This is a genomic window from Methanoregula sp. (assembly GCF_049686655.1).
Lineage (GTDB): Archaea > Halobacteriota > Methanomicrobia > Methanomicrobiales > Methanospirillaceae > Methanoregula.
Map to the genome: position 1 here is coordinate 53,097 of NZ_JBAVIG010000048.1, position 13,798 is coordinate 66,894.

Annotated in this window: 15 protein-coding genes; 4 read left to right on the plus strand and 11 right to left on the minus strand. The window is 52.7% G+C overall.

The genetic code is table 11. The annotated features are described in order from the left end of the window. Window positions 1–53 precede the first annotated feature (53 nt). The 8 genes from trpA to WBL42_RS06370 form a co-directional block, all read right to left on the minus strand. Window positions 54–860, minus strand: coding sequence for a tryptophan synthase subunit alpha (trpA, locus tag WBL42_RS06335; RefSeq protein WP_424720424.1), 807 nt, complete (start codon window positions 858–860; stop codon window positions 54–56). Further along, window positions 857–2,032: a tryptophan synthase subunit beta gene (trpB, locus tag WBL42_RS06340; protein ID WP_424720425.1), complete on the minus strand. Its 1,176-nt coding sequence runs from the start codon at window positions 2,030–2,032 to the stop codon at window positions 857–859. Before trpB ends, trpA begins: the two co-directional genes overlap by 4 nt. A 1-nt stretch (window position 2,033) precedes the next feature. Beyond that, on the minus strand, window positions 2,034–2,606 hold the full coding sequence (locus tag WBL42_RS06345; protein ID WP_424720426.1) for a phosphoribosylanthranilate isomerase: 573 nt from the start codon (window positions 2,604–2,606) through the stop codon (window positions 2,034–2,036). Then, window positions 2,597–3,352, minus strand: coding sequence for an indole-3-glycerol phosphate synthase TrpC (locus WBL42_RS06350; RefSeq protein ID WP_424720427.1), 756 nt, complete (start codon window positions 3,350–3,352; stop codon window positions 2,597–2,599). Before WBL42_RS06350 ends, WBL42_RS06345 begins: the two co-directional genes overlap by 10 nt. Continuing rightward, the gene (gene trpD, locus WBL42_RS06355) at window positions 3,349–4,368 is read right to left on the minus strand and encodes an anthranilate phosphoribosyltransferase (protein ID WP_424720428.1); all 1,020 of its coding nucleotides are present in this window, start codon (window positions 4,366–4,368) and stop codon (window positions 3,349–3,351) included. The genes WBL42_RS06350 and trpD overlap by 4 nt, the downstream gene beginning before the upstream one ends. Next, window positions 4,365–4,952 (minus strand): anthranilate synthase component II, encoded by a 588-nt coding sequence (locus WBL42_RS06360; RefSeq protein ID WP_424720429.1) that lies wholly within the window; start codon window positions 4,950–4,952, stop codon window positions 4,365–4,367. The genes trpD and WBL42_RS06360 overlap by 4 nt, the downstream gene beginning before the upstream one ends. Then, window positions 4,949–6,478: an anthranilate synthase component I gene (gene trpE, locus WBL42_RS06365; protein WP_424720430.1), complete on the minus strand. Its 1,530-nt coding sequence runs from the start codon at window positions 6,476–6,478 to the stop codon at window positions 4,949–4,951. Before trpE ends, WBL42_RS06360 begins: the two co-directional genes overlap by 4 nt. 344 nt (window positions 6,479–6,822) lie before the next feature. Next, on the minus strand, window positions 6,823–7,194 hold the full coding sequence (locus tag WBL42_RS06370) for a hypothetical protein (protein WP_424720431.1): 372 nt from the start codon (window positions 7,192–7,194) through the stop codon (window positions 6,823–6,825). A 178-nt stretch (window positions 7,195–7,372) separates the two neighbouring features. Between WBL42_RS06370 and WBL42_RS06375 the strand changes: the two genes are divergently transcribed. Beyond that, window positions 7,373–7,924: a hypothetical protein gene (locus WBL42_RS06375; protein ID WP_424720432.1), complete on the plus strand. Its 552-nt coding sequence runs from the start codon at window positions 7,373–7,375 to the stop codon at window positions 7,922–7,924. 38 nt (window positions 7,925–7,962) lie between these two features. Here WBL42_RS06375 and WBL42_RS06380 read toward each other — a convergent pair whose 3' ends face one another. Continuing rightward, complete coding sequence (locus tag WBL42_RS06380) at window positions 7,963–8,178, minus strand: hypothetical protein (protein WP_424720433.1); 216 nt, start codon at window positions 8,176–8,178, stop codon at window positions 7,963–7,965. Window positions 8,179–8,377: 199 nt separating this feature from the next. After that, complete coding sequence (locus tag WBL42_RS06385) at window positions 8,378–9,520, minus strand: TIGR04084 family radical SAM/SPASM domain-containing protein (protein WP_424720434.1); 1,143 nt, start codon at window positions 9,518–9,520, stop codon at window positions 8,378–8,380. 94 nt (window positions 9,521–9,614) lie between these two features. Here WBL42_RS06385 and WBL42_RS06390 point away from each other — a divergent pair, with 94 nt between their 5' ends. Together WBL42_RS06390 and WBL42_RS06395 are read left to right on the plus strand one after the other, a co-directional pair. Next, window positions 9,615–10,430, plus strand: coding sequence for a class I SAM-dependent methyltransferase (locus WBL42_RS06390; protein WP_424720435.1), 816 nt, complete (start codon window positions 9,615–9,617; stop codon window positions 10,428–10,430). A gap of 419 nt (window positions 10,431–10,849) precedes the next feature. Beyond that, the gene (locus tag WBL42_RS06395; RefSeq protein ID WP_299968050.1) at window positions 10,850–11,065 is read left to right on the plus strand and encodes a hypothetical protein; all 216 of its coding nucleotides are present in this window, start codon (window positions 10,850–10,852) and stop codon (window positions 11,063–11,065) included. 570 nt (window positions 11,066–11,635) lie between these two features. On the opposite strand, the gene WBL42_RS06400 is transcribed toward WBL42_RS06395, so the two are convergent. Further along, window positions 11,636–12,727 (minus strand): DUF362 domain-containing protein, encoded by a 1,092-nt coding sequence (locus WBL42_RS06400; protein WP_424720436.1) that lies wholly within the window; start codon window positions 12,725–12,727, stop codon window positions 11,636–11,638. Window positions 12,728–12,852: 125 nt separating this feature from the next. Here WBL42_RS06400 and WBL42_RS06405 point away from each other — a divergent pair. Then, the coding region (locus tag WBL42_RS06405; RefSeq protein ID WP_424720437.1) for a hypothetical protein at window positions 12,853–13,798 on the plus strand (946 nt) is incomplete at its 3' end.

The window sequence follows — 13,798 nt, forward strand, 5'->3', positions numbered from 1 at the left end:
ATAATTCCAGATACCATAAGCATGCCCCGTATAAAAAGATCGTCGGAATGATATTACTGCCGGCGCGGGATGTGTGCAGCAGCCTTCATTCCGGATACGTAATTTTTGAGCTGCTGTTCCATCTCGCCGGGATCCCTGAGATTTCTCTCGATGATATCGACAATGGCACTACCTACAATGATGCCATCGGCCCCGGCTGCAGCACACGTCCTCGCGTGGTCCGGGGTGGAGATTCCAAAGCCCAGGGCCAGCGGGAGATCCGTGTGCGTCCTGACCCTGCGGAGGAGCTCGAGTGCCTCTTCAGGCACCTGTTCCCTGACGCCGGTGACACCGAGAACGGACACAAGGTAGAGATACCCACGCGCTTTTGATGCAATCTTCCTGATGCGCGCATCGTCCGTTGTCCTTGTGATCAGGAAGATCGGATCGATACCGTGCCGTGCTGCGATGCCGGTAACTTCCTCCGACTCTTCGACCGGCATATCCGCGATAAGGATTCCATCGACCCCTGCCTCCCCTGCCTCCCGGTAAAACCGTTCGATACCCCTGCGATAGACTATGTTGTAATACGTGAGGAAGACGATCGGGACTTCCGAATATTCCCGGATCTTTTTTACCAGTGCAAAGATCGTTGTCGGTGTTGTGCCTGCCGCCCGCGCCCGGTCATCTGCACGCTGGATGGTGGGGCCGTCTGCCACGGGATCGGAGAACGGGATGCCGATCTCGAGGATGTCCGTGCCTCCGTCGATCAACGCCCGTGCGATCCGGAACGAGGATCCTGCATCCGGATCCCCCCCGACGGTAAACCCGATGAACGCTGTGGTCCCGGGTTGTTCGAAGACTTTGTTGATCCTGCTCATAATGCACGCCCCTGCAGCCTGGCCACTTCGGTCACGTCCTTGTCCCCGCGCCCGGAGAGGTTGACGACTATGATATCGTCCCGGTCGAACCGGTCCCGGTTCTTCATCACCCAGGCAACTGCGTGTGCCGATTCGAGGGCAGGAATGATGCCTTCCGTTCTCGAAAGGAAAGAGAACGCGGTGAGCACATCGGAATCGTTGGCTGCCTCGTAGGTTACCCGGGAGCTGTCCTTCAGCATCGAATGTTCGGGGCCCACGCCCGGGTAATCGAGACCTGCTGATATGCTGTGGGTGGGGAGCACCTGCCCGTCCCTGTCCTGCAGGAGATAGGAGAGTGCCCCGTGCAGAACGCCCGGCTCTCCGGCGCAGAGCGTTGCGGAATGTTCGCCGGTCTCGATCCCCTTCCCTCCTGCTTCAACGCCTACGAGTTCCACATCGTCGTTCAGGAACGGGTAGAAGATGCCGATCGCATTCGATCCGCCGCCGACGCATGCCACGATCGTGTCCGGGAGACGGCCTTCTTTTTCCATCACCTGCGCCTTTGTCTCTCTCCCGATCACAGACTGGAAATCCCGGACCATGAGGGGGTACGGGTGCGGGCCCACTACCGAACCAAAGAGGAAATAGGTGTCCTCCACATGCGCCACCCAGTACCGAAGCGCCTCGTTCACTGCGTCCTTGAGGGTGCGTGTGCCCGATGTTACCGGGACCACTTTGGCCCCCATCAGTTCCATGCGGAAGACATTGAGTGCCTGTCGCCGGGTGTCGAGCTCCCCCATGTAGACCTCGACAGACATCCCGAGTGCTGCCCCGACAATTGCCGTGGCAACCCCGTGCTGGCCGGCGCCGGTCTCGGCGATTAGCTTCTTCTTGCCCATGCGACGGGCGAGGAGCGCCTGCCCGAGCGTGTTATTGAGTTTGTGCGATCCGCCATGGACGAGATCCTCGCGCTTGAGGTACATCCTGAACCCAAGTTCACGGGAGGCGTTCCCGCAGAACGTAAGCGGGGTCTCCCGCCCGGCATACTCCGTCTGGAGGGTGGCAAGTTCCCGGGCGAAGACCGGATCCCCGCTTACCTTATCGTATGCCTCCTCAAGTTCGATCAGGGCGCCCATGAGCGTTTCTGAAACATATTGCCCGCCGAATGTACCGTATCGTCCTTTTTGTGTCATGTCACTGTCTCCTGCATGCGGTGATGAACGCCCGGATTTTCTCACTGTCCTTGATCCCCGGTGATGCCTCTACACCCGTGGCTACGTCAACCGCGTAAGGATGGACCCGCTCCACGGCCTCCCGCACATTTTCCGGTGTCAGTCCCCCGGCAAGGATGACCGGGATAGCCGATCGTTCAACTGCATCGCGGGCATAGGAGGGATCATACACCTTTCCCTTCCCGTGGCTGTCGTCAATAATGATCGCGTCACAGTCTCCCGGCAGAGGGTCCCCTCGCCCGATCACCCGGATCACCCGTACACCCGGGTCTTCCCGGAAGGTGAACGGGTGCGAGATCTGGATCGCCGAAGGCTTCAGGGCAATCATCCGCGCCAGGTCCTCTTCGGATTGGGTGTGGCTCACTGCCACGGTTGTCGTGAATGGCCCGATGCTGTCAAAGATCTCCCGTGCCCGCTCTGCCGGTACGGATCTCGGTGAGTCTGAGAATACGACAACCCCTATTGCATTGGCGCCAAGTTTTTCGGCGTTTTGTGCGTCGACAGGCCGGGTGATACCGCAGATCTTTATGCGCATACAAACTCCTCGAGCTTCTTCCTCGGGTGCTCATGGGACATGATGGACGAGCCGATCAGGAAGGCATCGCAGTACGGTTTCATCTCCCGGACATCATCCGCAGATCTCATACCACTTTCGGATACGATCAGCCGGCCCTCCCTGCGGACGCTTTCCGAGAGGAGACGGGTAGTTGACCGGTCGATAGTCATCGTTGCGAGATTGCGGTTGTTGATGCCGATGAGCGCGGCGTCCGTCTGGAGAGCCGATGTAATTTCTGCCGGGTTGTGCACTTCGACCAGGGGCTCAAGACCAAAATCGGCGGCACGGTCGACAAACAACGGCAGCCGGGGGCCGAGCACGGCGGCGATCAGGAGCACGGCATCAGCCCCGAGGGCCCGCGACTCGGCGATCTGACGTTCATCGACGATGAAATCCTTACGGAGGACCGGCATGTTCACGGCGCTTTTTACCCGTGTGATGTCCTGCCCCGCCCCTCCGAAGAAATAGGGTTCGGTAAGCACAGAGAGAGCGACACATCCGCCTTCTGCCAGTACTCCTGCCATCTGCGCCATATCCACGTTGCGCCGTATCATGCCCCGGCTTGGAGATGCACACTTGATCTCCGCGATCACTGCATTCTTCCCGTTTCTCTCCCTGATCGCAGCAGCGAGACTTGCATGAATGCGTGGTGGCGGTTCCGGAAATGTTGCCGGAAGCATTGCCGCCCGTTTTTCGGATCTCCGGACAATCTCGTCCAGTATCATGCTGCACCCCGCGTGGCTTCGATCAGTGCGTCCAGCCGGGCAAGGGCACGTCCCGAATCGATCGACGAAGCTGCATGTCCAATCCCTTCCCGGAGATCGCGTGCCCCGCCACCTATATAGATAGCAGCACCGGCATTCAGGAGCACGATGTCCCTGCACGCACCCTGCTCCCCCCCAAGGATATCGCGTACGATCCGGGCGTTTGTCCCGGCATCCCCCCCGGCGAGATCCGACAGATGTGCACTGGGGATGCCAAAGGTCCCGCAGGAAATCGTATAGTTCCGGATATGATTATCGGAGAGTTCTGACACGAGGGTCTCTCCTGTTGTGGTTATTTCGTCAAGCCCGCTTCCATGCACGACCATCGCCCTGGAGACCCCGAGCAGGCGAAGTACTTCTGCCATAGTGACCGTGAGACCGGGGCGATAGACCCCGAGTACCTGCGCACCTGCCCCGGCAGGATTGGTGAGCGGTCCGAGGATGTTGAAGACCGTCCTGCACCCGAGCTCCTGCCGCGCCGCCATTACATGGCGCATGGCGGGGTGGTGGCTGGGTGCAAAGAGGAATGCAATTCCTACCTGCTCGATAATCCTTACTTGGGCTTCCGGACCAATTGTAAGGTTTACCCCAAGTGCGGAGAGGACATCGGCCGAACCGCATGTGCTGCTCACGCTCCGGTTGCCGTGTTTGACTACCGGGATTCCGGCGCCTGCCGCAACGAATGCCGCGGTGGTGCTGATATTAAACGTGTGCGCCCCGTCGCCCCCGGTCCCGCAGGTATCCACGAGCGTTTTCCGGATGGCCGGATTTACGGCGACTGCATGTTTTCTCATCACAGTTGCAAATGCCGCGATCTCTTCCGGTGTCTCACCTTTCATGTGCAGCGCAGTGAGGAATGCCCCGATCTGTGCCTGCGATGCCTTTCCCTCCATAATAGTATCCATGATCCCGCCCGCTTCGTCCGGGCTGAGATCCTGGCGACCGATGACCCGCAGCAGGCCCTCTTTGAATATCATGATACAGCTCCTGTCTGGTCTAGGAAATTTTTGAGAATCCTGTCCCCTTCTGCGGAAAGGATGCTTTCGGGATGGAACTGAACCCCTTCGATCGGGAACTTCCTGTGCCTCACGCCCATCACGTACCCGTCATCGCCGCTCGTTGCCGTCACGACCAGATCCCCGGGAAGGGACTCCTCACGGGCGACCAGCGAATGGTACCGCGTTGCAGTGAACGGCTGCTGGATACCAGAGAAGATCCGTTTTCCGTCATGGTGGATGGGTGATGTCTTGCCATGCATCAGGTGCGCGGCCCGAATGACTTCGCCGCCGAACGCAGTGCAAATGGCCTGGTGGCCGAGGCAGACCCCAAGTGTCGGAATGGTCCTGCTCAGGGTTTCCAGCACTTCAAGGCAGACGCCGGAATCCTGCGGCGAGCCCGGGCCTGGTGACAGGATTATACGATCGCATCCGGTCTTCTTCAGCACATCGAGTGGTGTGTCGCAGGGAAGTACAACCGGGTCTGCGCCCAGTTTTCCGACCTGCTGGTAGAGATTGAAGGTGAAACTGTCGTAACAGTCCACGATCAGAACCCTGGATTTCATGGCCCTGCCCCTGATTGCTCGATCGCCCGGAGCATCGCTGCCGCTTTGTTCTCGGTTTCCCTCCATTCATTTTCCGGGACCGAATCAGCTACAATCCCTGCTCCTACCTGTACAGAAGCCATACCGTTTCTTACCAGGATCGTTCTGATGGCGATGGCAAAATCGAGGTTCCGGTCAAAACCGATATACCCTACGGCACCTGCGTACAGCCCGCGGGGACCAGGCTCCTGATCATCGATGATCTGCATGGCCCGGATCTTGGGTGCTCCCGATACAGTGCCTGCCGGGAAGCAGGACCTGAATGCATCGTAGCAGTCAAGGTTGTCGCGGAGTATCCCGCTGACTGTCGAGACAATGTGCTGGACATGGGAGAACTTCTCGATGCCCATGAACTCTGTGACCTCAACAGATCCGAACCTGCAGACCCGCCCGAGATCGTTTCTTGCAAGATCTACGAGCATCGTGTGTTCTGCCCGTTCTTTCCTGTCGGCAAGAAGATCTTCCGCGAGCCGGGCGTCCTCCTCTTTCGTGCAGCCCCGGGGCCGGGTCCCGGCTATCGGGACCGTAGTCACCCGGCGTTTCTCCACCCGTACGAGCATCTCAGGACTTGCCCCGATCACTTTCTCCTCGCCAAAGTCCAGGTAATACATGTACGGGCTCGGGTTGATCTCCCTGAGTGCTGCGTAGAGAGCGAACGGGTCCCGGTTCACGGGGAATTCCATGCGACGGGAGATTACGGCCTGGAAGATATCGCCTGCAACAATGTGCTCCTTGACCTTCCGGACGGCCTCATAGAATGCCTCTTGCGAGATGGAAGGATAAGCCTGTACGGGAAGACCTGGTTTATCAACAGGAATGTTCGGTCCCGCGTGCTCATGCACTAGTGTGCCTATGCGATCACTGATGGTCTGGATCTTTGCAACGCTTCGGTAATACTCTCCAGAGAGATCTGAATCGTACGTCAGGAACGGGCTGGAGAAGATGAAGAGCTTTCTATCCCGGTGATCGATCACAATACAGTCCTTGGTAAGCATGAAACAGGCATCAGGTTCCTTGTCTGCAAGGACGGGATCCGGAGTCTTTGTTCTCTCAACTTTTTCGAAGAGTGAGTAAATACAGTCGTACGCAAAATAGCCGACAAGGCCACCGAAGAACCTGGGTGCTTTGACGTTCATGTAATGGAACCGGGAAAGGACTGATCTGACCTTGTCGACCGGTGTCTCTCCTTCGGGATCCCTCGCAATAGCAACGAATGGCTCGTTGCCCCGAATGGTCACCGTTCTGCCGAGAGTAATTATCATCTCCGGATCGATGCCGATGAATGAGTACCGGGCAAGTTTTTCACTTCCCTCCATAGACTCCAGGAGAAATCCGCTCCCGGTTCTGGTCCCTGTATAAATGTCGAGGGGAGAGATATCGGGCAGGGGAAGTTCTGCGCACAGCGGTATGATCAGCGGTTTTGGCTGGTTGCTGACAGCGGTGATAAACTCCTCGTAGCCGAGATTCAGATTCAGTGGTAATGGCATAGTTCTCACTCTCTCTGGCAGGCTCCCGGGATCTGCCGGATCAGTTGGGAATATTTCCGGTGTACTGAAATTTCCGATTAACATCTCTGCTCTATTGTTTGACTTTGTACATATTTATACATTATTGTAATTTTTTGTACTTTAATGCTTTTTATGTAGCAAAATAATATGCCCTTTTAGTGGGTTGAACAACTATTCGGGAATCCGATCGGAATCTCGTATGAGATCGTGCGGGACCCGATGAATGTGGGACTGCAGATCACCGTTAAAAATACAGAACCGGGATTGGCTTATACGGGAAATCTGAAATAAAAAATAAAAAAAAGTACGAAAATACAATAATCTCATTCGGTCCGGATGCCCCGGCCTTTGAGCACCTCAGTTTTTTTCTTTGAGCACTCTTCGCAGCGGAACTCGGGTTCATGATCGTGGGTCTTGTCATAATCGCCGGATCTCACAAGCCGGTACCCGCGAGCGACCCTTCCGCAGTCCACACAGGTGATATTATCCCTTACTTCCCACTGTGCAGCTAGCGACTGCGAGGTGAAAATGAACTGATCCACCCAGAAGAAGATAAGGCCCCCAATCAGGTTTGCGACAATCGCTGCCACCAGTTGTCCCGTGGACGCAAGGATGATCCCCACTCCGGCGAGTATAGGTGTGCTTGCCTGCCACCGGAGCAGGTAGAGCCCATATCTTTTGTAATTGATGTGCATAGCTTAGCAACATAGTCTTCCGTCTGGGATTATACATATTGTGCATGATATCATCTGTATAAATTCTCCCGATCTCCAACAATCTTATATCACCCCGACAAGATAGGTACAGCATTTCCGGGAAGGAGATATTGTGCGCTGTCGGACACAACCTTTTGGCTGGATATTTGTATCAAAGATGATTGGCATCATCGGATTCCTGATCATGGTGGTCTTGGCAAATATCCTTACTTTTTATGTTTCAAACCCGGTTTATCAAAAGGGAGTCAGTTTCATCAATGAAAACTTCTGGCTTCTCCTCCTGATCGCGATCATCTTGTTTGTGGGAGCGATCTTCGGTGCATTTCCCTTTCCTCTTAACTTGCCGGCGCCACTCATCAAAGCAACCGGCAGTGTCTTCTGTATTGCATTTTTCCTGCGGATATTCCAGTGGATCGATTCGGTGGCAATAACGAACCCTATGTTCTGGCTCCTGTCATTCCTCATCGTGCCGCTGGTATTTCTCCTGGTCCTTGCTAGCGGCTACTTCGAGATCGTACGGCAACTTTGGTGGCACCCCAAGGCCGGCATAAACGAAGACGGCCAGGTTGTCCATGAAAGTCATGATGATGTACTTGCCAATGACAGGGTGCTGGACGCTAAGTCATGGGAAGAGATAGGAGTGGAATTCCGCCTTATGCTCTATGATATTCTCCACCGGTTCCGACAGGAAATTAAACAAAAAAAATAAAGTATAGTAATATAGCCAGATTTCAAGCGACTGCGATATTACCAATCAGGATTTTCCTGATGGAATTTTCGCTCTTTCTCTTCCAGTTCTTCGCAGCTCAGGTGTGCCGGCATACAGAGGCAGCGATGTTCGATGAAGATCCCGGCTTTGAAGGACCCCTGCCGCTCACCTGCTCCGCAGGCCCCATAGATGTTGTCGTCGCAATCGTGATAGACCTGCGTCAACCCCTCCCTGTCTGCGGATTCTTTTGCCACTCTCCACGATCCTGTCATGAAGTATGATGGGGACAACAGTATCTTGAGGCTATCGGATCCGGCAAACCCTGAATCCATATAGCTGGAAAACTATTGATAAAAATGGTAAATAAAGGGAATCAGAACCGGGTTTCCGGTGTTTGGGGAGACAGTCCCTGCATTATGGTAGAGGGATTATACAAATGCCGGGATGGAAAATTTAAGGAATAATCTCGCATCCGTTGAATTTTTCATGTGCGAATCCTGTGTTGCGTATCGTACCCCGGGTGATCAGGTCCCGGACCCGGGGCAACGCTTCCATAAGGGCATCGTGCAGATTCTCAATAGTCCCACAGACAAGCTTGCGCTCCGCCTCATCCCATGGGCGTGTAATGTTGGAATAGAGGCATCTCCCGCCACAGAAATCCGCAAGCCGGCATCCGGTACATTCGCCGCCCACCGGGATGTCCGGAAGATTGAGCGGATCGGCTGTGCTGATGTGGCCGAGATAATACTGCTGCATGCCGATCATGACCGGGCAGGGAACGATGTGACCATCGGTCAGGATACTGTAATTGGCATAGCCCGAACCGCACCTGAGACGGCTCGTGCGACCGTTGAGCAGATCCTCCATCGGGTCAAGGAAGGGATACCATTTCGGGATTGTGCCGGTATTCTCCATACGGGAGATCCAGTCATTGACAAGACTGCGGATCCCGGGATTGTAGCATCCACCGGCCCAGTCAAAAAACCGGCGCTGTGAAAAATCGCCGGCAAAATTTGCATCGATCTGCCAGTGAATGGATGAGAAGGAATAGTCCGGGTTATCGGCAAGGTGACTGACTGCATCAACTATATCCGTCTTTTCCGTGACAGTCATGCGGGCGATAAGTTCTCCTTCATATCCTCGTGACCTGATCTTCCTGACATTCTCCATAACCCTATGGTATACTCCCCTCCCGCGGTGGACATCGGTCAGCTGTTCCCTGCCGTCAATCGACACGAGGATAGTAGCAAACCTGTTTATGGTCTCCGGTGGGAGCCGATCGAGCAGCAGACCGTTGGTCTGTATCATGAACCGCTGCACAGGGGCCTCGTGCATTATGCGCTCGATCAAATTTGCCCGAAGGAGTGGCTCGCCACCGTAAAACGTAAGAGTGGGCGATGGATCCCGCTTAAGGAACCTGTAGAGTTCTTCCGTATCATATGCAATATCAACCGGCAGATTTTCGTCAATGATGACAGCACGCTCGTCATCGCTCTCGGGAAGATCGAGAAAGGCCTTTGCCCGGCAATAACTGCAACAGAGGTTGCATTCATCGGTAAGGATGAGATGAAAGTACACGGATAACCCGGTAATCATGGGATCTTTTCTGCGATAAATGTGCGGCGCATTTCTTATAAGCAGCCGGAAGATTCATCGCACGGAGATTTCTGATATTACTTTGGAGATTCCCGTGGTCGAGAATACGAACGGACCGGCATTCCGCTGGAATCCGGAGGATTACCGGAACAGTTCCCCAGCTCAGAAAATGTGGGCGGAGGAACTGGTGAGAAAATTGGCACTCACTGGGAACGAGCGGGTGCTGGATATCGGATGTGGGGACGGTAGCGTGACTGCCGGAATTGCACGTAAACTCCCCTGGGGCAAGGCAGTCGGTATTGACAGTTCTTCAGATATGATAGGTTTTGCCTGCAAACACTTTTCCACCACGCAGTACCCGAATCTTTCCTTTCGCAGGATTCCGGCCGAGTCCCTGGATTATCGGGAAGAATTCGATATAGTCTTCTCGAATGCCGCTTTGCACTGGATCCCCGATCACCTCCCGATTCTCACCGGTATTGGACGAGCCCTGGTTCCCGGCGGGAGGATGCTGATCCAGATGGGTGGCAAGGGAAATGCAGCAGGAGTGTTTAAAGCGATTGATGCGCTGATTATCGAAAACGAATCCTGGGGCAGATATTTTTCCGGTTTTTCTTTCCGGTATGGTTTTTTTGGTGTTGGAGAATACCGGACCATGATCACAGCTGCAGGTATGATACCTGTCCGGGTAGATCTCATACAGAAGGACATGACGTATCAATCCCGCGAAGGGTTTGCCGGATGGATCCGTACGACCTGGCTCCCGTGGATTTGCCGGATCCCAGCACATGAACAGCTAGCTTTTATCAACGCACTTGTGGACAAGTTCTGTGCCATGTTCCCCCAGGATGCGGCAGGAACAATCCATGTCGGCATGGTCAGGCTTGAAGTTGAGGCAATAAAGGACTGATCTTAATCCATCATTCGCAATCTATAAAATGCCCCCCACGATTCTCTGTCAGCCCGGAGGCTTGTTCGTTTCTCCAGAGATAAAAAAATGGCATGAGACGATCTCTTCATCTGTACGGAAGAGGGTGCCGCGCCCTACCCGTAGTTCACCGTCGCTATAACCCCCCCAGGGGCTGCGCTTCCGCTTCCGGTGCGCATAACCGCCCCGTGGGGTATTCAGCCAGTTATTGTGCCGAATTAGGTAAAACTGGGCGGTTTAAACGGGTATTTAATCGGGATGATTAGTGCGCCAGAATGTCAAAAATACCCCCAGATATGTGGCTAAAAACCGGACTTCGACGGCATTTCGACGGAAACCTTTTATATTATCAGGCGTCAATTCTCATTATCAAAACCCGATTGAGGTTTTGAGGTGTTTAAATGGGAACCAAAATTGGAAAAGAAAAGATTCAGCGCGAAAAGGGATACCTCTACTTCATTGGCAAGGACGGGTATGTCTGGGCAGCCCCGATGAAGCACAACAAGACCGGCAAGAAGAAGAAAGTCGGTACTGAAAAGATCGCCAAAGAAAAGGGCTTCATGTACTATATTGGCAAAGACGGATTCGTCGCAAAAGCCAAGATGAAGAACGCATAATCTCACTTTTTCCTTTTGCACGCAGTCCGCCTGCCGTCCGGAGCAATCCGGTCGGCGGGACTGCTCAATACTTTTCCTCAAGACTCGCGAGTCTCTCGCGATCGTGACCGGGCATTCTGGACTATTGTCCTTAACTGGGAGGATCCATTCATAGATCCGGTAATCGCAGATCCTGTCCGCAAGCATGAACTGCCAGAACATGAACAGAACGATAATGGAACCTTCTGATCCGGGATTGTACATGCCTTTACATGTAAACTCAGCATTTGTAGCCTGGACGCCCGATCTTGATTTGTTACTGGTCAGGATCTCACTTTTCGAGTATATCCGGGACATTCCCTGATTCATTTACCTTTCCGATAACCGATCCCATGACTGCGCCAGAACAACTCCTGACCCCGTTGAAACGGTAAATAATTCGCACCGGGTTTTATGAGAAACGGATTTCTTACCGTATTGCAAAATACTTCAAAGTATTGCACGTGCAATACACAGGCGATATATAGTGACATCAAAAATGACTATTGATACCCCTTTGTTTCCTGTGGAGATCATCAGAATTTGCCATTTTCAGGAGAAATACACGTTTATTTTATCCTGTACCGCATATGGAACATCAGTATATTCAATCCTCTCTGGCATATTTCCAAGACCGATCCTGATTGCATGCCGGATAAACGGGTGGATGCGGACCGGTACAGTCAGAAGATCCCTGACATTCGCGTTCTGAAAGAGGATTAAATGTTCTGCCATACGCGGAAGGAATGGAACTTCATGTTTGAGATCTTTGAGTAAGGCAAGGGCATACGCTTCAGCTGCAACCTGATCAACGCTTGCAAAAACCAGTCCTGGTTCGGGTTTCTTAACATATGCCCTACCCAAACCCAGCGGTCCGAGTCGGATTCCAAACCGGTCAGGGCCAAATGTGGCCTGCGCCTCTGTTGCAACGATCATGGTCAACCGGAGTTTTCCCTTTATCGCATCACTGATTTCTACTATCTTCTCAAAAAAGGTACCCGAATGATCGTCTTTTGCCGATAGTACACTCCCTTTCGCCGCTTTTGTTATAACGTTATTATACGGCCCGTTTGCATGGAACTCCATTCTGCTGTCCTCGCGTAGCATCCCTACCATGATCTTGAACCCCAATGTAGCCCCAGCCTGACTGTGGGTACTCAACCGCGGAAGGCTGATGATATGGTCGGCTTTCCGTGCCCAATCCGAGATAAAGAAACCGTACGGCCATGAGGGGGTGCTCCCGGACCGGTAGTGATAAAAACCGGTATCCCATCCCCCCTCCTCGAAACTCACAAACCGAGTATCGTCTTTTGAGCCCATACCTGACCTGATGTAACTGGACCGGCTGCTTCCTCGGATCACTCCTCCCGGGTGATGCAGTACATGTTCGATCCCAGACTGGTCCCCGATTACTATTTTCGCACCGCGTTCCGCGAGAAGCTGTGAGGTAACTTCAATTGCCAGAGGATGCGTAGTGGCGGGGTAGGGATCGGAGGAGTTCAGCGCCGGCTTTAAGAGAACAGTATCCCCTTTATCCAGCCAAGAGAAACCATCCGAACTTTTCAGGAGAATATCGCGGATTGCAGCAGCAAGGGCAGATGCCCGAACATCTTGGCCGACCCCGTAAACAAAAACCGGTTTCATCACGATGACTATCGGTGGTATGTTAATAAAATTATCTTTAACAGGATGGGCAAAATAAAACGTTGAAAACGGAGTGGGCCCGTCGTGATTCGAACACGAGATCTTCGCCGTGTGAAGGCTTGAATTTGGAAATAGAGCCAAATGCTTTGAGTTTGAATGAATTACAATTGCAGTATTCTCATAAAGAACTTGAACAATATCTCAAAGCGAAGACAACTCAACTCTCTGAAAAGTCTGTATTATGGTTCAACAAAGCATCAACCATACTTTGGGATACTACACAGGGCATTATCTCTAAAGACACAATGAATGCAATTCGAGAATATACCCTCTCTAATTACAAATGTCATGATTCATGGGGTAAAATATTCGGGTTTGTGAAGTCTTTTTTAACTCATCTGACGCGCACACGAATGAATTCAAATTATCAGAGCTTTGATGTTTATATAGAAAAGCCGAGAGTGAGAAAAGAGATCAAACTGCTTACCTCCAGAATACTCACTAGCGATGATGTAAAGAATGCTCTCATCTCCCTTGAGTCTTCTAATTTGCCCCGTGAGAAAAAACAGAACTTCAAAACAACACTCTTATTTTTAGCCTATACAGGTCAGAGGGTTATCACAGTATCGAGATTGACTGTAAAACAAGTGAAGGATGCCCTAACCAAAACACCGAATGTTCTCACCGTCGAAGCGAATCAGGATAAAATAAGACTTCAACATTATGTTCCTCTTCACCCTGTGCTTATCCCATTGTTAAAGGATTTGACAGAAGGGAAACAAGATGGTGATTTAGTATTTTGTTACAATGAATTCATGCGATGGCTATTCCAGAACCCTGTGCAACTGACGAATATTGATGGCAAACTCCAACTGAAAGACCTTCGAAAGTTCTTCGAACAGAAGTCGGATGAAATCGGTTTCAACGATGCTAATAAGAACTTCATTATGTCGCACGGCGTGAGTTCAATCAATTGGACATCGTACAAGCAGTTCTTACCGGAGAATGTTTACAAAAGATACATTGACTGCTGGGGCAGTGTGGATATTAACAATTCTAACTCTCCCAACG

Bases quoted from the DNA above. Each gene is read 5' to 3' on its own strand.
- WBL42_RS06375 (WP_424720432.1), top strand. From the start codon at position 7,373: ATGATTGGCATCATCGGATTCCTGATCATGGTGGTCTTGGCAAATATC.
- trpB (WP_424720425.1), bottom strand. From the start codon at position 2,032: ATGACACAAAAAGGACGATACGGTACATTCGGCGGGCAATATGTTTCA.
- trpA (WP_424720424.1), bottom strand. From the start codon at position 860: ATGAGCAGGATCAACAAAGTCTTCGAACAACCCGGGACCACAGCGTTC.
- WBL42_RS06395 (WP_299968050.1), top strand. From the start codon at position 10,850: ATGGGAACCAAAATTGGAAAAGAAAAGATTCAGCGCGAAAAGGGATAC.
- trpD (WP_424720428.1), bottom strand. From the start codon at position 4,368: ATGATATTCAAAGAGGGCCTGCTGCGGGTCATCGGTCGCCAGGATCTC.
- WBL42_RS06345 (WP_424720426.1), bottom strand. From the start codon at position 2,606: ATGCGCATAAAGATCTGCGGTATCACCCGGCCTGTCGACGCACAAAAC.
- WBL42_RS06385 (WP_424720434.1), bottom strand. From the start codon at position 9,520: ATGATTACCGGGTTATCCGTGTACTTTCATCTCATCCTTACCGATGAA.
- WBL42_RS06360 (WP_424720429.1), bottom strand. From the start codon at position 4,952: ATGAAATCCAGGGTTCTGATCGTGGACTGTTACGACAGTTTCACCTTC.
- WBL42_RS06350 (WP_424720427.1), bottom strand. From the start codon at position 3,352: ATGATACTGGACGAGATTGTCCGGAGATCCGAAAAACGGGCGGCAATG.
- trpE (WP_424720430.1), bottom strand. From the start codon at position 6,478: ATGCCATTACCACTGAATCTGAATCTCGGCTACGAGGAGTTTATCACC.
- WBL42_RS06370 (WP_424720431.1), bottom strand. From the start codon at position 7,194: ATGCACATCAATTACAAAAGATATGGGCTCTACCTGCTCCGGTGGCAG.
- WBL42_RS06400 (WP_424720436.1), bottom strand. From the start codon at position 12,727: ATGAAACCGGTTTTTGTTTACGGGGTCGGCCAAGATGTTCGGGCATCT.